Below are 22,846 nucleotides of genomic sequence, written 5' to 3'. Positions count from 1 at the left end.
TGGCCGCGTGACCTCCCCTGTAGCGGACCGTGTCGATCTGAGCGCCCTCATCAAGGCCTACGACGTCCGGGGCCTCGTCCCCGGCGAGCTCAACCCCTCCGTGGCCCGCGCGATCGGCGCCGCGTTCGCCGACGTCGTGGTGCTCCCCGAAGCCACGGACCGCCCCCGGGTGGTCATCGCCAACGACATGCGCCCCTCCGGGCCCGAGCTCGTGGCGGCGTTCGCCGACGGGCTGGCCGCGCGCGGCGTCGACGTCCTGCGGATCGGCCTGGCATCGACCGACGGCCTGTACTTCGCGTCCGGCTCGCTGGGCATCCCCGGCGCGATGTTCACGGCCAGCCACAACCCCGCGCAGTACAACGGGATCAAGCTGTGCCGCGCCGGCGCGCGGCCGGTGGGCCAGGACAGCGGGCTGACGACGGTCCGGGAGCTGGCCGGCGACTACCTGGCCGGCTCGGTGCCCGAGGTCGCGGCAGCGCAGCGCGGAACCATCGAGGACGGGGACCTGCTCGCCGAGTACGCGTCGTTCCTGCGCTCCCTGGTGGACCTGTCCGGCATCCGCCCGCTGAAGGTCGTCGTCGACGCGGGCAACGGCATGGGCGGGTTCACCGCGCCGGCCGTCCTCGGCACCGGCGCCGGGCTCCCGGAGCTGCCGCTGGACGTCGTGCCGCTGTACTTCGAGCTGGACGGCACCTTCCCCAACCACGAGGCCAACCCCCTCGAGCCGGAGAACCTGCGGGACCTGCAGGCGGCGGTCGTCGAGCACGACGCGGACCTCGGGCTCGCGTTCGACGGGGACGCGGACCGCTGCTTCGTCATCGACGAGCACGGCGACCCGGTCAGCCCGTCGGCGATCACGGCCCTCGTGGGGCTGCGGGAGGTCGAGCGGGAGCGCGCCGCGGGCCGCACCCCGACCGTGATCCACAACCTCATCACGTCGCAGGTGGTGCCGGACCTGCTGAAGGCCGCAGGGGCGACCACCGTCCGCACCCGGGTGGGCCACTCGTTCATCAAGGCCGAGATGGCGCAGAACGACGCGGTCTTCGGTGGCGAGCACAGCGCGCACTACTACTTCCGCGACTTCTTCTTCGCCGACACCGGGATGCTCGCCGCGATGCACGTGCTCGCGGCCCTCGGCGGCCAGCCGCACCCGTTGTCCGCGCTGTCGGAGCAGTTCCAGCCGTACTCGGCGAGCGGGGAGATCAACTCCCGGGTCGCCGACGTGGCTGCCGCCCGCGCGCGGGTCGTCGAGGCCTACGTCACCCAGCAGGGCGCCGGTCCGGTCCAGGTCGACGAGCTGGACGGCCTCACCGTGTCGCACTGGGACGGCCACCCGCAGTGGTGGTTCAACCTGCGCGCCTCCAACACGGAGCCGCTGCTGCGGCTGAACGTCGAGGCGGCCGACGAGGACATCATGGAGAAGGTCCGCGACGACGTGCTCGCGCTGGTGCGACAGGACGGGGAGGGCTGATGACCGGCTCGACGTCGGGGCGGTCGCTGGAGCCGTGGGCCCGCGAGCTGCTGCGATGCCCGGTGACGGGTGCGACGCTGGTCGACGGGGTCGGTCCGGACGGTGAGCCGACCCTCGTGTCGACCGACCCGGACAACCCGCTGGCCTACCCGGTGCGGGACGGGATCCCGGTGCTCCTCGTCGACGAGGGTGTGCCGGTCCGACAGGGGTGACGAACCCGCTGTGACGCCGCTCACCCGGGGCTAGCATGGCCCGGACGGCGTGGGTGATGCCCGCAGACCGAGAGGGGTCGCGCCGGCGCGAACGACCAGGTGCTACGACGCCGTAGCCCTGATGCGTCGCGCCCGCTTCCGCACGCGCACCCCAGGAGTGAACATGTCCTCTTTCGATGAGCTCCCCGGCCAGTACAAGGTCCGGAACCTGTCCCTCGCCGAGGCCGGTCGGCACCAGATCCGCCTCGCCGAGCACGAGATGCCCGGCCTCATGGCCCTGCGCACCGAGTTCGGTCCGACGCAGCCGCTCGCGGGAGCCCGCGTCGCCGGGTCCCTGCACATGACGGTCCAGACGGCGGTGCTCATCGAGACGCTCGTCGCGCTCGGTGCCGAGGTCCGCTGGGCGTCGTGCAACATCTTCTCGACGCAGGACGAGGCGGCCGCTGCGGTGGTCGTCGGCCCGCACGGCTCCGTCGACGAGCCGGGCGGGGTCCCGGTGTTCGCGTGGAAGGGCGAGTCGCTCGACGAGTACTGGGAGTGCACCGAGCAGATCCTCCTGTGGCCCGGCGGGACGGGGCCGAACATGATCCTCGACGACGGTGGCGACGCGACCCTGCTGGTGCACAAGGGCGTCGAGTACGAGGCCGCCGGTGCGGTGCCGTCCGACCCGCAGCCGGGGGAGGAGGGCTACTCGGAGGAGTACCTGGTCATCCTCGGCACGCTGCGCCGCTCGCTCGCGGCGGACCCGCAGCGCTGGACCACGATCGCGGCGGACATCAAGGGCGTCACCGAGGAGACGACCACCGGCGTGCACCGCCTCTACCAGCTGGCCGAGGCCGGGGGCCTGCTGTTCCCGGCCATCAACGTCAACGACTCCGTGACCAAGTCGAAGTTCGACAACAAGTACGGCATCCGGCACTCGCTGCCCGACGGCATCAACCGCGCCACGGACGTCCTCATGGGCGGCAAGGTCGCGTTCGTCGCGGGGTACGGGGACGTCGGCAAGGGCGCCGCGGAGGCGTTCCGTGGCCAGGGCGCACGGGTGATCGTCTCCGAGGTCGACCCCATCTGCGCGCTCCAGGCCGCGATGGACGGCTACCAGGTGACGCGGCTCGACGACGTCATCGACCAGGCCGACTTCGTCATCACCACGACCGGCAACAAGGACGTCGTGTCGGCGGCGCAGATGGCCCGGCTGAAGAACAAGGCCGTCGTCGGCAACATCGGGCACTTCGACAACGAGATCGACATGGCCGGGCTGGCGGCCGTGCCCGGGATCACCCGGACCGAGATCAAGCCGCAGGTGCACGAGTGGACGTTCCCCGCCGACGAGTCGGGACCCGAGCGGTCGATCATCGTGCTCTCGGAGGGCCGCCTGCTGAACCTGGGCAACGCGACCGGGCACCCGTCGTTCGTCATGAGCAACTCGTTCTCCAACCAGGTCATCGGCCAGATCGAGCTGTTCACCAAGCCCGGCGACTACGCCCGCGAGGTGTACCGGCTGCCCAAGGTGCTGGACGAGAAGGTCGCGCGGCTGCACCTCGACGCGCTCGGGGTCCGGCTGACGGAGCTGACCAAGTCCCAGGCGGAGTACCTGGGCGTCGACGTGGCAGGCCCGTACAAGCCGGAGCACTACCGCTACTGAGAGACCTCAGTTGGCGGGGTCCGGGACGCCGTGGGGGAGTCGGTGCAGCTGCGACGACTCCGCGGCGTCCCGCGACCCGGTCCGCAGCCGGGCCGTGAGCTCGCGGTCGCGGCGCTCGGCCAGCACGGCGGCCAGGAACGCCTCGGGATGGGTGCCCACCGGCGGCAGCGGGTTGACGTAGCGCTGGACCTCCGTCGTCAGCTGCGAGCCCAGCTGTACGCGGGAGGCCGGGTGCAGCGAGGTCGCCCGGCCGAGGAACTGCCGCACGGACAGCGCGAGCCCGTCGGGCAGGCGGGCAAGGTCCGCGGAGTGCGCCCAGCCGGCCAGCGGCGGCGGCATCACGACGGGGGTGCGTGTCTTGGCGGCGCCGCGCACCCGGACCGCGTAGGTCCCGGCGAGGATGTCACCCACGCGCTTGCCCTGCGGGTGCACGATCGAGCAGATCAGCGCGACGGTACCGAGCGTCAGCCACAGCTCGACGATGCCGACGAGCGCCCGCACGAGGGACTGCCGGAACACCAGGGGACCGCCGTCGTCGCGCACGATCCGGATGCCCATCGCCAGCTTGCCGAGCGACCGGCCCCGGGTCAGGGTGTCGACCGTCGTGGGAAGCACGATGATGACGGTCGCGACGACCACGATGCCGAGGATGCGGCCCAGCTCCTCGGACGCCTCGGGGGCGAGGACGCCCAGGGCGATGAACAGCACGAACAGGCCGACCCCGAGGACCAGCAGGTCGAGCAGGGCCGCCAGCAGGCGCGTCGCCGCGGACGTGGGCCGTGCGTCGAGCAGGACGCCTTCGCCTGTGAGGATGCCGTCCATGCTGGGCAGGTTAGCCGGTGCCGAGCCGCCGGGATGGCAGGCTGTGCGCCATGGACCTGGACGCCTTCGAACGAGCACGCGCGACGGACTGGGCGCGGCTCGAGGAGCTCGTCCGGATGCGCCGCCGCAACGGCGCCGAGGCCGACGAGCTGGTGCGTCTCTACCAGAGCGTCGCCACCGACCTGTCCAGCGTGCGCTCGGCCGCCCCGGACCCCGAGATGGTGACCCGCCTGTCGATGCTCGTGGGGCGGGCCCGCGCCGCGATCGCCGGCACGCACGAGCCGAGCTGGCGCGACGTCACCGCCTTCGTCGCCGTGGCACTGCCCGCCGCGCTCTACCGGATCCGGTGGTGGACCGTCGGCGTCACGGTGGGCTTCCTCGTGCTCGGGGTGACCGCGGGCGTGTGGGTGGCGACGCAGCCCGAGGCGCTCGCGTCGATGGGGACGCCGAGCCAGCAGCAGGAGTACGTCGAGAACTCGTTCGCGGAGTACTACACGCCCGGTGCGGGCTTCGCGGCGATGGTGTGGACCAACAACGCGTTCCTGACCGCCGTCTGCATCGCCACCGGGATCACCGGGATCGGGCCCGTGTACTTCCTGGCCAACAACGCGGTCAGCGTGGGGGCTGCGGGCGGCATGATGGCCGCGCACGGGCACCTGGACGTGTTCCTCCAGCTGATCTCCCCGCACGGCCTGCTCGAGCTGACCGCGGTGTTCGTCGCCGGCGCCGCGGGGCTGCGGATCTTCTGGACCTGGGTCGACCCGGGCCCCCGCACACGCGGCAAGGCCCTCGCGCAGGAGGCCCGCGCGCTGTTCACCGTGGCGATCGGGCTCGTGGGGGTGCTCGCGGTGTCGGGTCTCATCGAGGGGTTCATCACGGGCTCGGGGCTGCCGTGGGCCGTCAAGGTCGGCATCGGCGTCATCGCACTCGCGGCGTTCTGGACGTACACGCTCGTGCTCGGCCGGCGGGCCGTCCGGGCCGGGCACACCGGGGACCTCGAGGCGGACCGCGCCGGCTACGTGCTGGCGACCGCCGGCTGAGCTCAGCCCGGGTCGAGCACCACCACCCGACGCTCGTCCGCCGTCGCGGCCACGAGCTCGACGAGCGCCTCCGCCTCTGCCTGGAGCTCGTCGCGCTGGCGAGCGGTCGGCCGCTCGAACGGTCGCACGGTGAGCGTGACCGGTCCGCGCAGCCGCGGGTCCCGGGGGACGTCCCAGGTGCCCGCCACGCGTCCGTCCAGCAGGAACGTGGCCGGGACGACGCCGTTCGGGCTGGCCAGGTACGGGCGGTGCTCGGGAGCGATGATCCGGGTGCGGTCGGCGTGCCCGAGCAGCACGTTGTCGTAGTCGGCGAGGAAGCGCACCGGTGCCGGCACGTCCGGGTCGGGCAGCGTCGCGCCCGGCAGGTCGAGGACCTCGCGCTCCCGCACGGCGCCCGGGGACGGGTCGGCGCGGTAGCTGACCAGGTCGAGGCGATCCACCACCGCCCGCATCCCGGTGAGCCCGGACCAGTTCTGCAGGTCCGCGACGGACGCCGGGCCGAACGCGGCGAGGTAGCGCCCGACGAGCCGTTCCTGCTCGGCGGCGAGCACGGACGGGTCGGCCAGGTCGGGCGCCGCGGCGGACCGGTCCGGACCGAACCACGCGTCCGCGGTGGTCCACGTCGTCGCCCCCGACCGCCCCCACACGCCGCGCGGCGGGACCTGCACCAGGGGGAGCGTCGCGCGGGCCGCGTAGGCGAGCGTGCTCGGGGCGACGTCCGGCCACCGCTGCGCCAGCAGGCGACCGAGCTCGGTGGTCACGCGCGGCTCCGTCTCGACGAGCTCCCGCGCGGCGGCGGTGAGCTCGGGTACGTCCAGGCTGCGCAGCGCGGCGCTGTGCTGGGCGTTGACCCGCAGGTCCTTGGCATGGAGCGGGGCGATCAGACCGGGCAGCACCAGGGCGTCGGCCGCCGTGACGAGGTGGATCGTGCTGCGCATCACCGCGATCCGGGTGACCGACCGGTCCCAGAAGGCCTCGCCGATCTCGTCGGTGCGGAACCCCGCGACGCGGCTCCACAGCCCGACGTACGGCGACCACGCGTTCTGCGCCTGGAGCCCCACCAGGTGCTCGACCATCTCGATCGCCGGCCCGGGCCGGCGCTCGAGCAGGTGCTGGCGGTCGAGCAGCGCGCGGTTGAGGTGGGCTCGGGTCAGCAGGTCGGGCACATGGCGAAAGGTACCCGGCGGAGCCGCCGCGGTCCCCTCTCAGGTCCCCTCAGAGCCGGCCCGCCGCCTTCAGCGCGATGTACGTGTCGGCGAGGCGGGGTGCCAGGTCGTCGGGCAGTGCGTCGACCACCTCGGCGCCCCTCTGGCGCAGCCGGACGGCCACCGCCGAGCGCTCGAGTCCGACACGTTCGGCGGCAGCCGCGTCGAAGACCTCGGCGGCACCGGAGCGGGCCGTGCGCAGCGCATCCACCTCGGGGTCGGACACCGACGCGAGCACCACCTGGTGCCGCTCGGTGAGCTGCCCCGCCACCCCGAGCAGGCCCTGCTCGACCGCCGACGGGTCCAGCGCGGTGAGCAGCACGACGAGGGCACGCTGGCTCAGCCGCTGCCGGACCTGCGTCACGACGCCCGGCCAGTCGGTCTCCACGAGCTCGGGCTCGACCAGGGCGAGCGTGTCCGCGAACGCGGCCATCACCCGGGCGCCCGTCGCGCTGGCCACCCTGCCGCGCACCCGGCGGTCGAAGACCAGCAGCTCGACGCGGTCGCCGGCCTTCGTGGCGAGCGCCGCGAGCAGCAGCGCCGCCTCGATAGACGCGTCGAGCCGGGGGGCGTCCAGCACGCGCACGGCGGACGTGCGGCCGCTGTCGAGCACGATGAGCACCCGGCGGTCACGCTCCGGCCGCCACGTGCGCACGACGACGTCGGAGCGCCGGGCGGTCGCACGCCAGTCGATCGCGCGCACGTCGTCGCCGATCACGTACTCCCGCAGCGAGTCGAACTCGGTCCCCGGACCGCGCACCTGCACGGACGCACGCCCGTCGAGCTCCCGGAGCCGCGCGAGGCGGCTGGGCAGGTGCCGTCGGGAGGCGAACTCGGGGAGCACCCGCAGCCGTCCCGGCGTGGTCAGCGACGCCTGCCGCCCGGCGAGCCGCAGCGGGCCGAACGTGCGGATCGTCACGCGGTCCGCGTGCGCGTCGCCGCGCCGGGTGGGCACCAGGACGGTCCGGACGCGCACGCCGTCGCCGGGTCGGACGTCGACGCGGTGCCGGTCCCTCTGCGCGGCCGACGACGGTGGCCACGCGTCGCGCACGAGCGCCCGCAGGCGGCGGCCGCCCAGGTTCGTCAGGGTGAGGGTGGAGGTCGCCGGCTCGGTGAGGCGGACCGAGGCCGGCACCTCGCGACGGATCGCGACCTGCCGCGGCGACGCGGCGAGCGCCACGTCCACCACGCACGCGACCACGACGAGCAGCGCCCACAGCAGCACCGTGCCTGCGGCGGGCACGACGAGCACCACCGGCAGGCCGAGCGCGGCGAGGACGACCGCGCGCCAGGTCACCGCCATGTCAGCGGGGGACGGCGACGGACGCGAGCACCGTGTCGAGGACGCTCTCCGTGCTGACACCCTCGAGCTCGGCCTCGGGACGCAGCTGGACGCGGTGGCGCAGCGTGGGGTGCGCCAGCGCCTTGATGTCGTCCGGTGTCACGTAGCCGCGCCCGGACAGCCACGCCCACGCCCGGGACGTCGCCAGCAGCGCCGTGGCGCCACGGGGGGAGACCCCGAGCGAGAGGGACGGCGACTGCCGGGTGGCCCGGCACACGTCGACGGCGTAGCCGAGGACCTCCGGGGCGACCTGCACACGACCGACCTCCGCCCGGGCCCGCGCGAGCATCTCCGGCGTCGCCACCGGGCGCAGACCGGCACCCGCGAGGTCGCGCGGGTCGAAGCCGGCGGCGTGCCGGGTCAGCACCTCGATCTCCTCGTGACGCTCAGGCATCGGCAGCACCAGCTTGAGCAGGAACCGGTCGAGCTGCGCCTCCGGGAGGGTGTAGGTGCCCTCGTACTCGACGGGGTTCTGCGTCGCGATGACGAGGAACGGGTCGGGCAGCGGCCGCGGGGTGCCGTCGATCGAGACCTGGCGCTCCTCCATGGCCTCGAGCAGCGACGCCTGGGTCTTGGGCGGCGTCCGGTTGATCTCGTCGGCGAGCAGGAGGTTGGTGAAGACCGGTCCGGCGCGGAACGAGAACTCGGCCGTGCGGGCGTCGTACACCAGGGAGCCGGTGACGTCGCCGGGCATGAGGTCCGGGGTGAACTGGACCCGCTTGGTCTCCAGGTCGAGCGCGGCCGACAGCGCGCGCACGAGCAGCGTCTTGGCCACCCCGGGGACGCCTTCGAGCAGCACGTGACCGCGGCACAGCAGCGCGATGACCAGACCGCTGACGGCGGCGTCCTGCCCGACGACCGCCTTGGCGACCTCGGTGCGCACGGCACCGAGCGCAGCGCGGAGCTCCTCGGACGGCTGGTGCGGCGGGGCGGTGGGTGCAGTCGCGTCCCACGGGGGGCTCTGGTCGCTCACGTTCGGTGAACCTCGCTCTCGAGATGGTCCAGGTCACGGGCCAGCCGGGCCAGCCCGCGGTCGTCGGTCGGTGGGGGGCCGTACAGCAACGACTCGACGTCCGCCGGGCGGCGCCCGGACGCACGGGAGATCGCGTCGACGACGAGTGGTGCGGGTGCCGAGCGTGGCAGGCCGAGGCGGGTCGCGCTGCGTGCGGCCGTCCCCGCGCGCAGCGCCGCGGCGGCGTGCCCGTAGGACCGCCCGCGTCGGTACAGGCGACCGCGGCCGCGGGTCGTCTCGCCGGCGCGGACCACGACCGGCAGCCGCTCGGTGACGAGCCGGCCGAGCCGGCGTCCCCGCCAGAGCGCGGCGACCACGACGACGAGCAGGAGCTGCAGCGCGAGGATCGGGACGACCGGTGGCAGCAGCGCGCCGGTCCCGGGTGCGGACCCGCCCGAGCCCGCGTCGTCGAGCGACGGGATGTACCAGACGAGCCGCTCGTGGCGGCCGAGGGCGCGCAGGACGAGCGCCGCGTTGCCCTGCTCGGCGAGGTGCTCGTTGGTGAACGGCGCCATGTCGGTCAGCGCGACGATCCGGCGCCCGTCGGACTCGACCACGGCGTAGGCGCCGCCCACGTCGGTCGAGGTACCCGGGGCGGGGAAGCAGACGACCGCTCCGGGGCCGGTGGCCAGCAGGTCGCCGCTCGCCGTGATCGCGCCGGCGACGACCGCGTCCGGGTCGTCGCACTGCGCCGAACGGAGCTCGGGCGCGTCGGTGTAGCCGCCGCTCGACGCGAGCGAGGAGGTGAGCACGCCCAGCGCCCATCCCGCGTCGACCAGCACGAGGTCCGCGTCCGTGGCGTCGAGGGCGTCGACCTGCTCGTCCGTGAGCAGGTAGTCGCCGACGACGAGCACGGTCGAGCCCGGGCCGGCGAGCGCCTCGACGTCGGCGATGTGCCGCACGTAGCGCACGTCCACCCCCTGCCGACCGAGGATCTGTGCCGCGGCACGCGCCCCGAGGTCGCCCGGGTTGTCGGGTGCGAGCGTCAGGGTCGAGGTCCGCGGCTCCGGCAGTGCGGAGAGGATCCCCGCGACGACGACGAGCGCGAGCAGCCCGAGCGGCCACCTGGCCCGCCGCCAGCGTCGGGCGGACCGGCTGCGGGTCGAGGTGCCGTCGCCGACGACCGCCTCGTGCACCGTGACGACGGGCGTGCTCATCGGGGGACCGCCACGCTCAGGTCGGCGATCTCGGAGCCGTGGGCCGCGCGCGTGTCCTGGACGCGGGAGTCGAGCTCGCGCAGGCGTGCCTCGTCCTGCGCGGTCGCCGGGACGTCGCCGTACGCGACGTCGTCGAACGTGCGGCCGGCCGCGACCAGCTCGGCGGCGAGCGCCGGCAACCGGGCCGCTGCGGCCAGGGCGGCCTCGTGCGCGGTCCGGGCGGCACGCTCGTCCAGGATCGTCCGTTCCTCGAGCCCTCGCACGATCGCGCGGAACCGCTCGAGCACCGCGACCGTCCAGTCGCCGGTCGCCGCGGCGGCGTCGGCGGCGGCCCGGATCTGCGCGGAGGTCCGCGAGTCGTCGTCCGCGAGGACGCTCCGGTCCGGGCGGCCGCGGCGCGAGCCCCGCACGGGACCGGCCACCAGGAACGCGACGACGACGATGCCCACGATCACCCCGGCGACCGCGAGGACCGCGAACGGGTCGAGGGCGGCCGGGGTCCGCAGGCCGGAGAGCAGCTCGGCCAGCCAGTCCACCAGCCGGCCGAGCAGCGAGCCCTGCTCGTGGTACACCGGGTCGAGCAGCTCCTCGGTGGCCCAGCGCCGGGCCGTCGCGGCGTCGGGGTCGACGGGGATGCCGGCGACCACGCTGGCGAGCACGCTCACGCGGCCGTCTCTGCCGCGCGGGCCAGCTCGACGTCCAGCCCTTCGCGGCGCATCCGCACGTCGATGTAGAGGAGGGCGACCACCGACGACACGAAGGTCGTCGACAGGGTGGACGCGATGATCGTGGCGATGCCGATCACGACGACCGACCCGAACGACGTCGCGGTCGGGTCGCGCAGGACGAGCTGGGCGATGAGGGTCGCGGGGAACACGATGATCTGCGCGATGATCCCGGCCAGGATCGTGGTGAGCAGGTAGATCCCGAACAGGCGCCAGAAGGTCCGCCGGGTGAGACGCCACGCCCGGGCGATGGTGGGCCAGAACTTCTTGCCCTCGAGCATCAGCGCGGGAGGCACCAGCAGCGTGCGCGTGGCGAACCAGACCCCGGCGACGAGGAACAGCACCGAGCCGCCGAGACCGACCAGCACCGCGAGCGCGACCTGGTCGTTGACCGCCAGCAGGGTGACGCCCGTGACCAGGACCGCGGCCACCGTCAGGATCGCGATCCCGCTGAGCAGCGTGAAGGCGACGACGAGCCAGACGCGCCAGGACCGGAGCACCTCCCCGACGGTCGCCACCTGGCCCAGGACGGAGCGGCTGACCGACACGATGAGCAGGCCAGTGAGGATGGTCGTCGCGATCGTGGTGACGGGTGCCGCGATGAGGAGCCCGATCGAGGAGCCCACCTGCTCGGCGAAGCCCAGCTGCCCGGACGGGTCCAGGTCGGTCGAGAGGTCCGTCAGCTGCGGCGCGAGGATGCCCTTCACGTACCACTGGATGACGGACTGGAGGATGACGGCCACGGTCACGACCAGCGCGGCGAGCCCGAACATGACGCGCGGGTTGGCGCGCACGGCACGGAAGGCGCCGTCGTAGATCTCGCCCATGCCCAGCGGCCGCAGCGGGATGATGCCCGGCTGGAGCGCCTGCGGACGCCAGGAGAGGCCCGGCGGAGGCGGTGCCGCGGGGCCCCACGACCCGTAGCCGCCGGGGGGCTGCTGCCCCCAGCCCGACGGCGGGGGCGGTGCGACGGGCGGGCCGGGCTGCGGCACGCTCTCCGGCGGCTGCGCTCCCGGTCCGGCGGGTGCCGCCCAGCTGGGCGGTCGCGGCGCGTCGTCGTGCGGGCTCGTCATGCGAGCGCGGCTCCTCGGCTGTCGTGGTGCAGGCGGTCCGGGGCGCCGTCGTCGGGCCCCCCACGGAGGAATCATCGTGCCACGGCGACCAGGTCCGCCGGTGCGCGACCGGGTGATCTGTCGCGGTCGGGACACGTTGCAGCGCGGGGTGGCCCAGGTCCGGGCCTGTGCGGTGCGAGAATGCCGCCATGAAGGGACGCGTACTGGTGGTCGACGACGACACCGCGCTGGCCGAGATGATCGGCATCGTGCTCCGGTCGGAAGGTTTCGACCCGGTGTTCTGCGAGGACGGCGACGAGGCCATCGGGGTGTTCCGGGCCACGCAGCCGGACCTCGTCCTGCTCGACCTGATGCTGCCCGGCAAGGACGGCAACGAGGTGTGCCGCCAGATCCGCGCCGAGTCGGGCGTGCCCATCGTGATGCTCACCGCCAAGAGCGACACCGTCGACGTGGTCCTCGGGCTGGAGTCCGGCGCCGACGACTACATCTCGAAGCCGTTCAAGCCCAAGGAGCTCGTCGCGCGCGTCCGTGCCCGCCTGCGCCGCAGCGACGAGCCCGCGCCCGAGCACCTGACCATCGGCGACGTCACGATCGACGTGCCCGGGCACCGCGTCGCGCGGGCCGGCCGGCCCGTCTCGCTCACACCGCTCGAGTTCGACCTGCTGGTGGCGCTCGCCCGCAAGCCGTGGCAGGTGTTCACGCGCGAGGTCCTGCTGGAGAAGGTCTGGGGCTACCGGCACGCCGCGGACACCCGCCTGGTGAACGTCCACGTGCAGCGTCTGCGCTCGAAGATCGAGAACGACCCCGAGCAGCCCGAGATCGTCGTCACCGTCCGCGGCGTCGGCTACAAGGCGGGCGTGGCCTCGACGTGAGGCGGTCTGGAGCGCACTGGTGCGTGTGAGCGGCGCCTGGCGGCTGCTCCGGGCACGGTCGAGGCGACGGGCTCGCTCGTGGACCCGGGCCTGGCGCTCGTCGTTGCAGATCCGGGTCATCACCTCGACGCTGGCGATCGGCCTCGTCGCGCTCACGCTCGTCGGCGCCTACGTGAGCGCTCGTACCGCCGACGGGCTGTTCGAGACCCGGCTCCACCAGGTGCTCCAGGAGAGCGCCCGGTCGACGCTGCAGGCGCAGACCACCTTCGACTCCTCGACCGCGACGACCGGCCCCGACGTGCAGCGGCTCAAGCGCGACGTCGCGCTCGCCCAGCGCACCGGGGGGTCGGACCGGCGCGAGGTGTTCCTGCTGCGCGCACCCGGCCAGCAGGGCGGCGACATGTTCATCCCCGGGGCGGCGTCGGACCAGGCGCTGGTCCCGCTCGTCACCCGGGAGCTGCGCCTGGCGACGGCCGGCGGTGGGCAGCACTGGCAGTCCGTGGCGATCCCGCGGGACAACGGAGGCGTGTCGCCCGGCGTGATGGTCGGGCAGGACGTGACCGTGCCGGTCGACGGCACCTACCAGCTCTTCTTCCTGTACAGCCTGCAGGCCGAGCAGAACCAGCTCGACTTCCTGCAGCGCACGCTCGGTCTCGCGGCCGTCGCCCTGGTCGTCCTGCTGGGTAGCATGACGTGGCTCGTCACGCGGCAGACGGTTCGTCCCGTGCGCCGTGCGGCCGAGGTCGCCGAGCGGCTGGCCGACGGGCACCTGTCGGAGCGCATGCCCGAGAAGGGCGAGGACGAGATGGCCACGCTGGCACGCTCGTTCAACGAGATGGCCGACAGCCTCCAGGACCAGATCCACCGCATGGAGGAGCTCTCGACGCTGCAGCGACGGTTCGTCTCGGACGTGTCGCACGAGCTGCGGACCCCGCTGACGACCATCCGGATGGCCGGTGAGGTCATCCACGCCTCGCGCGACGACTTCGATCCCGCTGCGAAGCGCTCGGCGGAGCTCCTGCAGACCCAGCTCGACCGGTTCGAGGACCTGCTGGCGGACCTGCTGGAGATCAGCCGGTTCGACGCGGGCGCGGCGGTGCTGGACGCCGAGGGCCGTGACGTGCGCGACGTCGTGATCCAGGCCGTCGACCACGCCTCCCCGCTGGCGGAGCGGCGGCAGGCGTGGCTGCACGTGCAGGTGCCCGAGGAGCGCTGCGTCGCCGACATCGACCCGCGCCGCGTCGAGCGGATCCTGCGCAACCTGCTGGTCAACGCCGTCGAGCACGCGGAGGGCAGCACGGTGGAGGTCACGGTCGGTGCGGACGCGCACGCGGTCGCGGTCACCGTGCGCGACCGGGGCGTCGGCATGACCCCCGACGAGGCCGCGCACGTGTTCGACCGGTTCTGGCGTGCCGATCCCGCGCGGGCCCGCACGACGGGCGGCACGGGGCTCGGGCTCGCGATCTCGCTGGAGGACGCGCACCTGCACGGCGGCTGGCTGGAGGCGTGGGGGCGCCCGGGCCGCGGTGCGAGCTTCCGGCTCACGCTCCCGCGCCGCGCGGGGATCCGGCTCACCGCGTCGCCGCTGCCGCTGCAGCCGGACGAGTCGCCGATCACGGGTGCGCTGCGGATCGTCGCGCGACCGCACAACGACCCCGCCGCGCTGCCCGACATGCGCTCGGACGACCTCGACCACGACGTGTCCGACGACGACCGGCAGGAGGTCCGATGACCGCGCACCGGCTCCGCAGCACCGTCGTCGCCCTCGGCGCGGCCGTCGTGCTCGCGGCCTGCACCGCCATCCCGACCTCCGGGCCGGTCCAGGAGGGCGACACCGAGGTCACCGAGCCGTCGGAGATCGACGTGCTCGCCGAGGGGCCGCAGCCGGGCGACACCCCGACCGAGATCGTGGACGGGTTCCTCGCCGCGGGCGCTGCCGGCTTCACCGACAACTTCGGGACGGCCCGCGAGTACCTCTCGGGCGAGGCCAAGTCGACCTGGGACCCGCTGGCGGGCGTCCTCGTCTCCGGTTCGGTCGAGCCGGCGCCCACCACCACCGAGACCGAGGTCACGATCGACGTCCCCGTGGTCGCCCGGGTCGACGCGGAGGGGGTGTACGCCGAGGCCCCGCGGGACGGGCGCGAGTCCGTGACGTTCGGGATGGTCCGCAACGACGCCGACGAGTGGCGGATCGCCACGACGCCGCCCGGCCTGATCCTCCAGCAGGAGGACTTCTCCCGCAGCTTCCGGCCGGCGTCCCTGTACTTCCTCTCCCCGGACCAGGAGTTCCTCGTCCCCGAGGGGCGCTGGTTCCCGACGAAGAACCTGAGCACGTCGATCGTCCGGGAGCTGCTCGCCGGGCCGTCGGCCTGGCTGCAGGACGCGGTCGTGACGGCCGTGCCCGACGGCGTCGAGCTCAACCCGGAGGCGGTGCTGGTCGACACCGAGGGGGTGGCCGCCGTCCGCCTGGAGCCGGCGCTCGCCGTGACCCGTGCGGACCGGGACCTGCTGATCGCCCAGATCGAGGCGAGCCTGAGACCCGTGCCCGGCATCAGCTCGGTGCAGGTGTACGCCCGTGACGTCCCGCTCGAGGGATCCGCGAACCTGGAGAGCGGCTCCGGTCCGCCGGGGAACGTCGAGCTGGTGCAGGACGACCGCCTCGTCGAGCTCGTCGACGGCCAGATCAAGCCCGTTCCCGGGCTCGACCCGCTCGATGCGCTCGACCCGCGCAGCCCTGCGCGCAACGAGGACGGCTCGGTGCGGGTGATGCTGAGCGGTCCCGGCACGCTGACGACGGTGCCGACGACGGAGGTCGGCCCGCAGGAGCTCGTCAGCGGCACCAGCCTGGTCGCCCCGTCGGTCGACCGGTTCGACTGGGCCTGGACGGCGCAGCCGGCCAGCGGTCTGGTCGCTGCGCGCGTGGGTGCAGCACCGGTGCAGGTGGGCGCCGAGTGGCTCGAGGGTCGGGTGGTGCGTGCGGTCCGGGTGGCGCGCGACGGGGTCCGGGTCGCTGTCGTCTCCGCCGGCGCCGACGGCGTGCAGGTCGACGTCGCCGCGATCACGCGGGACGAGTCGGGGGCACCGCAGCAGCTCGGGCCCCCGGTGCGCGCGGGTGCGTCGCTGGTGGACGCATCGTCGGTCGTCTGGTCGGAGGAGTCGACGCTCGCCGTCGTCGGGCAGTCCGTCGGCAACGCGGCCGTGCACCTCGTCCCGGTCGCCGGGCCGACGAGGGCGCTGCCCGAGGTCGCGAACCTCGACGACCTCGCCGGGAGCACCGTCATCTACGTCACGACGACCGACGGTGAGCTGCGCAGGTTCGTCGGCTCGACCTGGGCGCAGATCATGGGCGTGACGGGTGCGTCGTACCCGTCGTTCGCCGGCTGACGAGCCGCCCACAGCCCACGGGTGTCCACAGCGCACGGTCGCGTCGACGCCGCCTGCGCGCATGCTCCGCCGATGACGTTCGCACGTGAGCTGCTCGGTCTGCTCGTCCCGGTCGAGTGCGCGGGCTGTGGGCTCGACGACGTCGCGTGGTGCTCGTCGTGCGCGCACCACCTCGCAGGACGGCCGTGGCGGTGCGAGGAGCGCGCCCCGCGGCTCGACCGCCTGGACGGGTCCGGACCGCTGCCGGTGTGGACGCTCGCCGACTGTTCCGGCCACGTCCGGCGCGCAGTCGTCGCGTGGAAGGACCGCGGGCGGCTCGACCTCACGCGGCCGTTCGCTGCCGCGCTGGCCAGCGCTGCCGCCGGGCTGGACCTCGGCGCCGACGTCGGCCCGCTGCTGGTGGTCCCGAGCCCGTCGACGGCCGCGGCCCGTCGGCGCCGGGGCGGCAACCTCGTGGACGCGCTCGCCGCGGGGCTCGCGGACGGCCTCGGTCGCGCGGGGGTGGCGGCCGGTCCGGCGCCGGTCCTCGTCCGCACGCAGGGCCGCGACCAGGTCGGTCTGGGCGCCCGGGCGCGCACCCGCAACCTCGCGGGCCACGTCCGGGTGCCGACGCGGCACGCCCCGCGGCTGGGGGGTCTGCCCGTCCTCGTGGTCGACGACGTGCTCACCACCGGAGCGACCGTCGCCGCGTGCCGCACCGCTCTCGAGCGCGCCGGTGCGCGGGTCGTCGGTGCCGTGACGCTCGCGTCGACCCCCGGCCCGCACGGCGCGCCGCGCCTGCCACCCCGACCGGGGACGTCCACAGGGTGATCCACGGGCGGGGCGGGTGGTTCGACGGCGGGTGCGGGGTTAGCGTGGGGTCCTGAGCCGACGGACGTACGGACCGACCCTCGTGGGGTCGACCGTGCCGGCCGCGGGAGGAGGTGACGCCGCCCGACTGCCCTCAGGGCAGCCCATCGCACTGTCACCCTCGGGCGGGCACGACCCGCCCCTGACCCTCCCAGGAGGCTCACATGGAGATCGTGGTTGCCGGCCGGCACACCGAGGTGCTCCCGAAGTACCGGGCGCACGTCGAGCAGAAGCTCGCGAAAGTCGAGCAGCTGGCCCCCCGCGCCCAGCGCATCGACGTCGTCGTGTCGCACGAGACGAACCCCCGTCAGGCAGGCAGCAGTGAGCGTGTCGAGCTCACCGTCGTCGACCGCGGGCCCGTGATCCGCGCCGAGGCGTGCGCGGACGACAGGTACGCGGCCCTGGACCTGGCTCTCGGGAAGCTCCTCGAGCGACTGCGTCGGACGCGCGACCGGCGCAAGGACCACCGCAACCACACTCCGATCGCCCCCGTCGACGTGCGTCCGCCCGAGCCGGAACCGGCCGCGCCCGCACCCGTCGACCCGGACGCGGCGGTCGAGACGACGCTCGGTGACTCGCCCGTGGTCATCCGCGAGAAGGTCCACCAGGCGCAGCCGATGACCGTCGACGACGCGCTCTACGAGATGGAGCTCGTCGGCCACGACTTCTTCCTCTTCATCGATGCCGAGACCGCCCAGCCGTCGGTCGCGTACCGCCGGCGAGGGTGGAGCTACGGCGTGATCAAGCTCGACGCCGCGGTGACCGCAGCACCGCTGGCGACGGTCGGCGGCTGACCCGGCCTCGACTGTCGACGACGCCCGGCACGGTCACCCGACCGGCCGGGCGTCGTCGTGTCGGTGGCGCACGGCAGGATGTGCGTGTGACCGCCCCGGGTGCAGAACGCCTCTCGTTGTCGCAGGCTCGGCGCATCACGCTGCGTGCGCAGGGCCTCGACCGTCCTCGCCCCGTGCGCGCGGCGGAACCGACGATGCGACAGTTCCAGCAGGTGGTGGACCGCCTCGGGGTCCTGCAGATCGACTCGGTCAACGTGCTGGCCCGGGCCCATCTCCTGCCGGTGTTCTCCCGGGTGGGCGCCTACGACCCGGCGCTCCTCGACCGCGCGTCGGGCGCCGCGCCGCGCCGGCTCGTCGAGACGTGGGCGCACGAGGCGTCGTACGTGCCGCCGGAGACGTTCCGGCTGCTGGGCTGGCGGCAGCGCGCCTACCTCGAGCAGGCGTGGGGCGCGATCGCGGAGGTGCCCCTGAAGCACTCGCCGCTGGTCGAGGAGGTCCGCGCCATCATCGCCGAGCGCGGCCCGGTCACCGCGCGGCAGGTGCAGCTGGACTTCGAGGCCGACCACCCGACCACCCGCGGGGAGTGGGGATGGAACTGGTCGGTGGCCAAGCGCGTGCTCGAGTTCCTGTTCTTCACCGGGGAGATCACGTCGGCGGGTCGCAACGGCGCGTTCGAGCGCCGCTACGACCTGACCAGCCGGGTGCTCCCGCCGGACGTGCTGGCTCGGCCCGAGCCGTCCGACGCGGACGCGGTCCGGGCGCTCACGGAGATCGGGGCGCGTGCGCACGGCATCGGCACGCTGCGCAGCTTCGCCGACTACTTCCGCATCAAGGAGTCCCGGGTGGTGCCCGCGATCGCCGACCTGGTCGAGGACGGCGTGCTGCAGGAGGTGCTGGTCGACGGCTGGAACCAGGGGCCGGTGTACAGGCACCGGGACGCCGACCTGCCACGTCGGGCCACCGGTCGCGCCCTGCTGAACCCGTTCGACCCGCTCGTGTTCGAGCGCCGACGGCTGGAGGCGCTGTTCGGTCTGCGCTACCGCATCGAGATCTACACCCCGGAGCCCAAGCGGGTCTGGGGCTACTACGTCCTGCCGTTCCTGCTGGGGGAGTCGCTGCCCGCGCTGGTGGACCTCAAGGCCGACCGGAAGGCGGGGATCCTGCGGGTGCTCGCCGCGCACCGGGCGACGGGGTCGTCGACGCCTGACGCCGACGTGGTCGAGCCGCTGGCCGCAGAGCTGCGCGAGCTGGCCGGGTGGCTGGGCCTCGACGACATCGTGGTCGGGGACCGGGACGGGCTGCTGCGCGGCGACCTCGCGCCGGACCTGGCGCTCGCCGTCCGGTCGGCGTGACGCACGAGACGCGGCCGCGCGACTTCGCGCTCGTCGCCCTCGGCGGTGTCCTGTGGGGCACGGGCGGTCTGGCGGGTGCGGCGCTGGCGGACGTCGCGGGCCTCCCGCCGCTGACCGTCGCGGCCTACCGGCTGCTCGGCGGCGGGGGAGTGCTGCTGGTGGCGCTCGCGGTGGCCGGTGCGCTGCGCGGGCTCGCCCGGACGCGGCCGGTCGTCCTGCTCGTGGTGGAGACGGCTCTGCTCGCCGCGGTCTACCAGGCCACCTACTTCGCGGCGGTCCAGCGGGCCGGCGTCGCGGTCGCCACGCTGGTCGCCCTCGGGGCCGCCCCGCTGCTCGTCGCCGTCGGCACCGCGGCGTCCGCCCGCCGGCTGCCGCCGCCGCGCACGCTCGTCGCGCTCGGGCTGGCGCTCGCGGGGCTGGTGCTCCTCGTGGGCCCGTCCGACGCCGCCGGTCCGGGGACCGCTGCCGGTGCCCTGCTCGCCCTCGTGGCCGCCGCGGCCTTCGCGACGATGACCGGGCTGAACCGCCGCAGCGTGCCCGGTCTGGGCCCTTTGCCGCTCACCGCGACGTCGTTCACGCTCGGCGGAATCCTGCTCCTGCCCGTCGCTGCACTGGTGGGTCCGGGACTCGCCGTGCCCTCCGACGCCGAGGGCTGGGTGCTCCTGACCTACCTGGCCGTGGTGCCCACCGCGGCGGCCTACAGCGCCTACTTCACCGGCCTGCGGCACGTCCCGGCCACCACGGCCGCCCTGCTCGCCCTCCTCGAACCGCTGACCGCGACCGTCGGCGCGGTCGTGCTGCGTGACGAGCGGCTCGGCCCTGCCGGGGTGATCGGCGCCGTCCTCCTGACGGCTGCGGTGGTCGTTCTTCGCCCACGCCGCGCGGGCTCGCCTACGATGGACGCGCCCGGCCGTGCGGCCGGTCACCTCAGCCGCTCCGACGCCGCGCGCGCCCGGAGCGCGAACACGTCGGGAGTAGTGCGTGCCAGCGATCCTCGAGAAGGTCCTGCGCCTCGGTGAAGGCCGGATCGTCAAGAAGCTGTCGGGCATCGCCCAGCAGGTCAACGCCCTGGAGGACAGCTTTGTCGCGCTGTCCGACGCCGAGCTGCGCGAGGAGACGGACCGCTTCCGCGCCCGGCTCGCGGAGGGCGAGACGTTGGACGACATCCTGGCCGAGGCGTTCGCCACGGTCCGGGAGGCCGCCCGGCGCACGCTCGGACAGCGCCACTTCGACGTGCAGCTCATGGGTGGTGCTGCCCTGCACCTGGGCAACATCGCCGAGATGAAGACCGGTGAGGGCAAGACCCTCGTCGCGACCGCCCCCGCGTACCTGAACGCTCTCTCGGGCAACGGCGTGCACGTCGTGACGGTCAACGACTACCTCGCCAGCTACCAGGCCGAGCTCATGGGACGCGTCTACCGCTTCCTCGGGCTCACCAGCGGCGTGATCCTGTCCAACCAGGACCCGGCCACCCGCCGCAAGCAGTACGCGTGCGACATCACGTACGGCACCAACAACGAGTTCGGCTTCGACTACCTGCGCGACAACATGGCGTGGAGCACCGACGAGCTGGTCCAGCGCGGGCACAACTTCGCGATCGTCGACGAGGTCGACTCGATCCTCATCGACGAGGCGCGGACCCCGCTCATCATCTCCGGCCCCGCGTCCGGTGACGCCAACCGCTGGTACGCCGAGTTCGCCAAGGTGGTCCGCCGCCTGCAGAACGAGCGCGACTACGAGGTCGACGAGAAGAAGCGCACCGTCGGCGTGCTGGAGCCCGGCATCGAGCGCGTCGAGGACTACCTCGGCATCGACAACCTCTACGAGTCCCTCAACACGCCGCTGATCGGCTTCCTCAACAACGCCATCAAGGCGCAGGAGCTGTTCAAGCGCGACAAGGACTACGTCGTGATGAACGGCGAGGTGCTGATCGTCGACGAGCACACCGGCCGCATCCTGCCGGGCCGCCGCTACAACGAGGGCATGCACCAGGCGATCGAGGCGAAGGAGGGCGTGGCCATCAAGGCCGAGAACCAGACGCTCGCCACGATCACGCTGCAGAACTACTTCCGCCTCTACGGCAAGCTCGCCGGGATGACCGGTACGGCCGAGACCGAGGCCGCGGAGTTCCAGGGCACCTACAAGCTGGGCGTCGTCCCGATCCCCACCAACCGCGACATGCAGCGCATCGACCAGCGCGACTTCGTCTACAAGAGCGAGGACGGCAAGTTCGACGCCGTCGTCGCCGACATCGTCGAGCGTCACGCGCACGGTCAGCCGGTGCTCGTCGGCACCACCAGCGTCGAGAAGAGCGAGCTGCTCTCGTCGAAGCTGAAGAAGCAGGGCGTGCCGCACGAGGTCCTCAACGCCAAGCAGCACGCGCGAGAGGCGTCGATCATCGCGCAGGCGGGCCGCAAGGGCGCCGTCACCGTCGCGACGAACATGGCCGGTCGCGGGACCGACATCATGCTCGGCGGCAATGCCGAGTTCATGGCCGTCGCGGACCTGGCCGCCCGTGGCCTCGAGCCTGCCGAGCAGCCGGAGGAGTACGAGGCAGCCTGGCCGGCCGCGCTCGAGTCGGCGAAGGAGGCCGTCGCCGCGGAGCACGACGAGGTGGTCGAGCTCGGTGGGCTCTACGTGCTCGGCACCGAGCGCCACGAGTCCCGTCGCATCGACAACCAGCTGCGCGGTCGCTCCGGTCGTCAGGGTGACCCGGGCGAGTCCCGGTTCTACCTGTCGATGCAGGACGACCTGATGCGCCTGTTCAACTCCTCGCTCGCGGAGTCGATGATGACGCGCGCCGGGTTCCCCGAGGACATGCCGCTCGAGTCCAAGATCGTGACGCGCGGGATCCAGTCCGCGCAGTCGCAGGTCGAGTCGCGCAACTTCGAGATCCGCAAGAACGTCCTGAAGTACGACGACGTCATGTCCCGGCAGCGCGTCGTCATCTACGAGCAGCGCCGCCGCGTGCTCGAGGGCGAGGACCTGCACGAGCAGGTCAAGCACTTCCGCTCCGACGTCCTCACGGCGTATATCACCGGCGCCACCACCGACGGCCGGCCGGAGGAGTGGGACCTGGACGCCCTGTGGACGGCGCTGAAGGCCGTGTACCCCGTCTCGATCACCCCTGACGAGGTCGTCGACCAGGCCGGCGGCGCCACGCGGCTGTCCGCCGAGCTCATCGAGCGGGAGATCCTCTCGGACGCCGAGCACGCCTACTCGGAGCGCGAGGAGCAGATCGGCTCGGAGAACATGCGCCAGCTCGAGCGGCGCGTGACCCTGTCGGTCCTCGACCGCAAGTGGCGCGAGCACCTCTACGAGATGGACTACCTCAAGGAGGGCATCGGGCTGCGGGCGATGGCCCAGCGCGACCCGCTCGTGGAGTACCAGCGTGAGGGCTACCAGCTCTTCAACGCGATGACCGACGCCATCAAGGAGGAGACGGTCGGGTACCTGTACAACCTGGAGGTCCAGGTCGCGCAGCCCGACGCCCCCGCCGTGACCGCGGACTCCGCCGTCGCGGCAGCCGCCAGCGCGGGCGCGCAGGCGACTCTGCCGCGGTCGGTCTCCGACGGCCCGACACCGGGCACGCTCGTCGCCAAGGGCATCGACGGTCCGGACCGGCGCGCTCCGCTGCAGTACAGCGCGCCGTCGGTGGACGGTGACGGTGGCGTGGTGACGCGCGGCGACGCCGGTGGCAAGACCGCCGGCGCCCGCCCGGCTGCGAGCGACGGCGACGCGAACCGCGAGGCGCGCCGCAAGGCCGCCAAGCAGCAGCGCAAGCGCTGACCCGACGGAAGCCCGCCCCCGCACCGGGGGCGGGCTTCCGTGCGCCTGGGACCGCGACCTCGATCTGCTGGGACGTCGAGGAGGGCCGGGCCCCGCACGCGT

General features: G+C 73.6%; 19 protein-coding genes. 12 read left to right on the top strand and 7 right to left on the bottom strand.

Features of this window, described 5'->3' with window-relative positions; genetic code table 11:
* The first annotated feature begins 7 nt into the window (after positions 1 to 7).
* The 3 genes from ACXJKF_RS12465 to ahcY all read left to right on the top strand — a co-directional run bounded on the left by ACXJKF_RS12465 (position 8) and on the right by ahcY (position 3,328).
* A complete protein-coding gene (locus ACXJKF_RS12465; protein WP_456788027.1) occupies positions 8 to 1,471 on the top strand; it encodes a phosphomannomutase/phosphoglucomutase in 1,464 nt (487 codons plus the stop codon).
* Positions 1,471 to 1,683: a Trm112 family protein gene (locus tag ACXJKF_RS12460; protein ID WP_456788026.1), complete on the top strand. Its 213-nt coding sequence runs from the start codon at positions 1,471 to 1,473 to the stop codon at positions 1,681 to 1,683. Before ACXJKF_RS12465 ends, ACXJKF_RS12460 begins: the two co-directional genes overlap by 1 nt.
* Positions 1,684 to 1,846: 163 nt before the next feature.
* Complete coding sequence (ahcY, locus tag ACXJKF_RS12455) at positions 1,847 to 3,328, top strand: adenosylhomocysteinase (protein WP_456788025.1); 1,482 nt, start codon at positions 1,847 to 1,849, stop codon at positions 3,326 to 3,328.
* A 6-nt stretch (positions 3,329 to 3,334) separates the two neighbouring features.
* On the opposite strand, the gene ACXJKF_RS12450 is transcribed toward ahcY, so the two are convergent.
* Positions 3,335 to 4,150, bottom strand: a complete 816-nt coding sequence (locus ACXJKF_RS12450) for an RDD family protein (RefSeq protein ID WP_456788024.1) — start codon at positions 4,148 to 4,150, stop codon at positions 3,335 to 3,337.
* A gap of 50 nt (positions 4,151 to 4,200) precedes the next feature.
* Here ACXJKF_RS12450 and ACXJKF_RS12445 point away from each other — a divergent pair, with 50 nt between their 5' ends.
* Positions 4,201 to 5,190 carry a stage II sporulation protein M gene (locus ACXJKF_RS12445; RefSeq protein ID WP_456788023.1) on the top strand — a complete coding sequence of 330 codons (990 nt, stop codon included), beginning with the start codon at positions 4,201 to 4,203 and terminating at the stop codon, positions 5,188 to 5,190.
* Between the two features lie 2 nt (positions 5,191 to 5,192).
* Here ACXJKF_RS12445 and ACXJKF_RS12440 read toward each other — a convergent pair whose 3' ends face one another.
* The 6 genes from ACXJKF_RS12440 to ACXJKF_RS12415 are packed head-to-tail and all read right to left on the bottom strand — an operon-like array spanning position 5,193 to position 11,704.
* Positions 5,193 to 6,356 (bottom strand): winged helix DNA-binding domain-containing protein, encoded by a 1,164-nt coding sequence (locus tag ACXJKF_RS12440; RefSeq protein WP_456788022.1) that lies wholly within the window; start codon positions 6,354 to 6,356, stop codon positions 5,193 to 5,195.
* Between the two features lie 49 nt (positions 6,357 to 6,405).
* Positions 6,406 to 7,698 carry a DUF58 domain-containing protein gene (locus ACXJKF_RS12435; RefSeq protein ID WP_456788021.1) on the bottom strand — a complete coding sequence of 431 codons (1,293 nt, stop codon included), beginning with the start codon at positions 7,696 to 7,698 and terminating at the stop codon, positions 6,406 to 6,408.
* Position 7,699: 1 nt separating this feature from the next.
* Positions 7,700 to 8,710 (bottom strand): AAA family ATPase, encoded by a 1,011-nt coding sequence (locus ACXJKF_RS12430; protein ID WP_456788020.1) that lies wholly within the window; start codon positions 8,708 to 8,710, stop codon positions 7,700 to 7,702.
* Positions 8,707 to 9,906, bottom strand: coding sequence for a DUF4350 domain-containing protein (locus ACXJKF_RS12425; RefSeq protein WP_456788019.1), 1,200 nt, complete (start codon positions 9,904 to 9,906; stop codon positions 8,707 to 8,709). Before ACXJKF_RS12425 ends, ACXJKF_RS12430 begins: the two co-directional genes overlap by 4 nt.
* Positions 9,903 to 10,571, bottom strand: a complete 669-nt coding sequence (locus tag ACXJKF_RS12420; RefSeq protein ID WP_456788018.1) for a DUF4129 domain-containing protein — start codon at positions 10,569 to 10,571, stop codon at positions 9,903 to 9,905. The genes ACXJKF_RS12425 and ACXJKF_RS12420 overlap by 4 nt, the downstream gene beginning before the upstream one ends.
* Positions 10,568 to 11,704, bottom strand: a complete 1,137-nt coding sequence (locus ACXJKF_RS12415) for a glycerophosphoryl diester phosphodiesterase membrane domain-containing protein (protein ID WP_456788017.1) — start codon at positions 11,702 to 11,704, stop codon at positions 10,568 to 10,570. Before ACXJKF_RS12415 ends, ACXJKF_RS12420 begins: the two co-directional genes overlap by 4 nt.
* 188 nt (positions 11,705 to 11,892) lie before the next feature.
* Between ACXJKF_RS12415 and mtrA the strand changes: the two genes are divergently transcribed.
* The 8 genes from mtrA to secA all read left to right on the top strand — a co-directional run bounded on the left by mtrA (position 11,893) and on the right by secA (position 22,744).
* A complete protein-coding gene (gene mtrA / locus ACXJKF_RS12410; protein ID WP_055912929.1) occupies positions 11,893 to 12,576 on the top strand; it encodes an MtrAB system response regulator MtrA in 684 nt (227 codons plus the stop codon).
* Positions 12,577 to 12,592: 16 nt separating this feature from the next.
* Positions 12,593 to 14,308 carry an MtrAB system histidine kinase MtrB gene (gene mtrB, locus ACXJKF_RS12405; RefSeq protein WP_456788035.1) on the top strand — a complete coding sequence of 572 codons (1,716 nt, stop codon included), beginning with the start codon at positions 12,593 to 12,595 and terminating at the stop codon, positions 14,306 to 14,308.
* Entirely contained in the window at positions 14,305 to 15,960 is a 1,656-nt protein-coding gene (locus ACXJKF_RS12400; protein WP_456788016.1) for an LpqB family beta-propeller domain-containing protein, read from the top strand. The genes mtrB and ACXJKF_RS12400 overlap by 4 nt, the downstream gene beginning before the upstream one ends.
* Before the next feature lie 72 nt (positions 15,961 to 16,032).
* Positions 16,033 to 16,770 (top strand): ComF family protein, encoded by a 738-nt coding sequence (locus tag ACXJKF_RS12395; protein WP_456788015.1) that lies wholly within the window; start codon positions 16,033 to 16,035, stop codon positions 16,768 to 16,770.
* Positions 16,771 to 16,973: 203 nt separating this feature from the next.
* The gene (hpf, locus tag ACXJKF_RS12390; RefSeq protein WP_056585262.1) at positions 16,974 to 17,603 is read left to right on the top strand and encodes a ribosome hibernation-promoting factor, HPF/YfiA family; all 630 of its coding nucleotides are present in this window, start codon (positions 16,974 to 16,976) and stop codon (positions 17,601 to 17,603) included.
* Positions 17,604 to 17,797: 194 nt separating this feature from the next.
* A complete protein-coding gene (locus ACXJKF_RS12385; protein WP_456788013.1) occupies positions 17,798 to 18,955 on the top strand; it encodes a winged helix-turn-helix domain-containing protein in 1,158 nt (385 codons plus the stop codon).
* A complete protein-coding gene (locus ACXJKF_RS12380; RefSeq protein ID WP_456788012.1) occupies positions 18,952 to 19,974 on the top strand; it encodes a DMT family transporter in 1,023 nt (340 codons plus the stop codon). The genes ACXJKF_RS12385 and ACXJKF_RS12380 overlap by 4 nt, the downstream gene beginning before the upstream one ends.
* A complete protein-coding gene (gene secA / locus ACXJKF_RS12375; protein ID WP_456788011.1) occupies positions 19,937 to 22,744 on the top strand; it encodes a preprotein translocase subunit SecA in 2,808 nt (935 codons plus the stop codon). The genes ACXJKF_RS12380 and secA overlap by 38 nt, the downstream gene beginning before the upstream one ends.
* The last annotated feature ends 102 nt before the right edge of the window (positions 22,745 to 22,846 follow it).

Source organism: Cellulomonas sp. P5_C5, from assembly GCF_054049655.1.
Note: the sequence above shows the minus strand (reverse complement) of the source record. Positions and strands in the feature narration are given on the sequence as shown.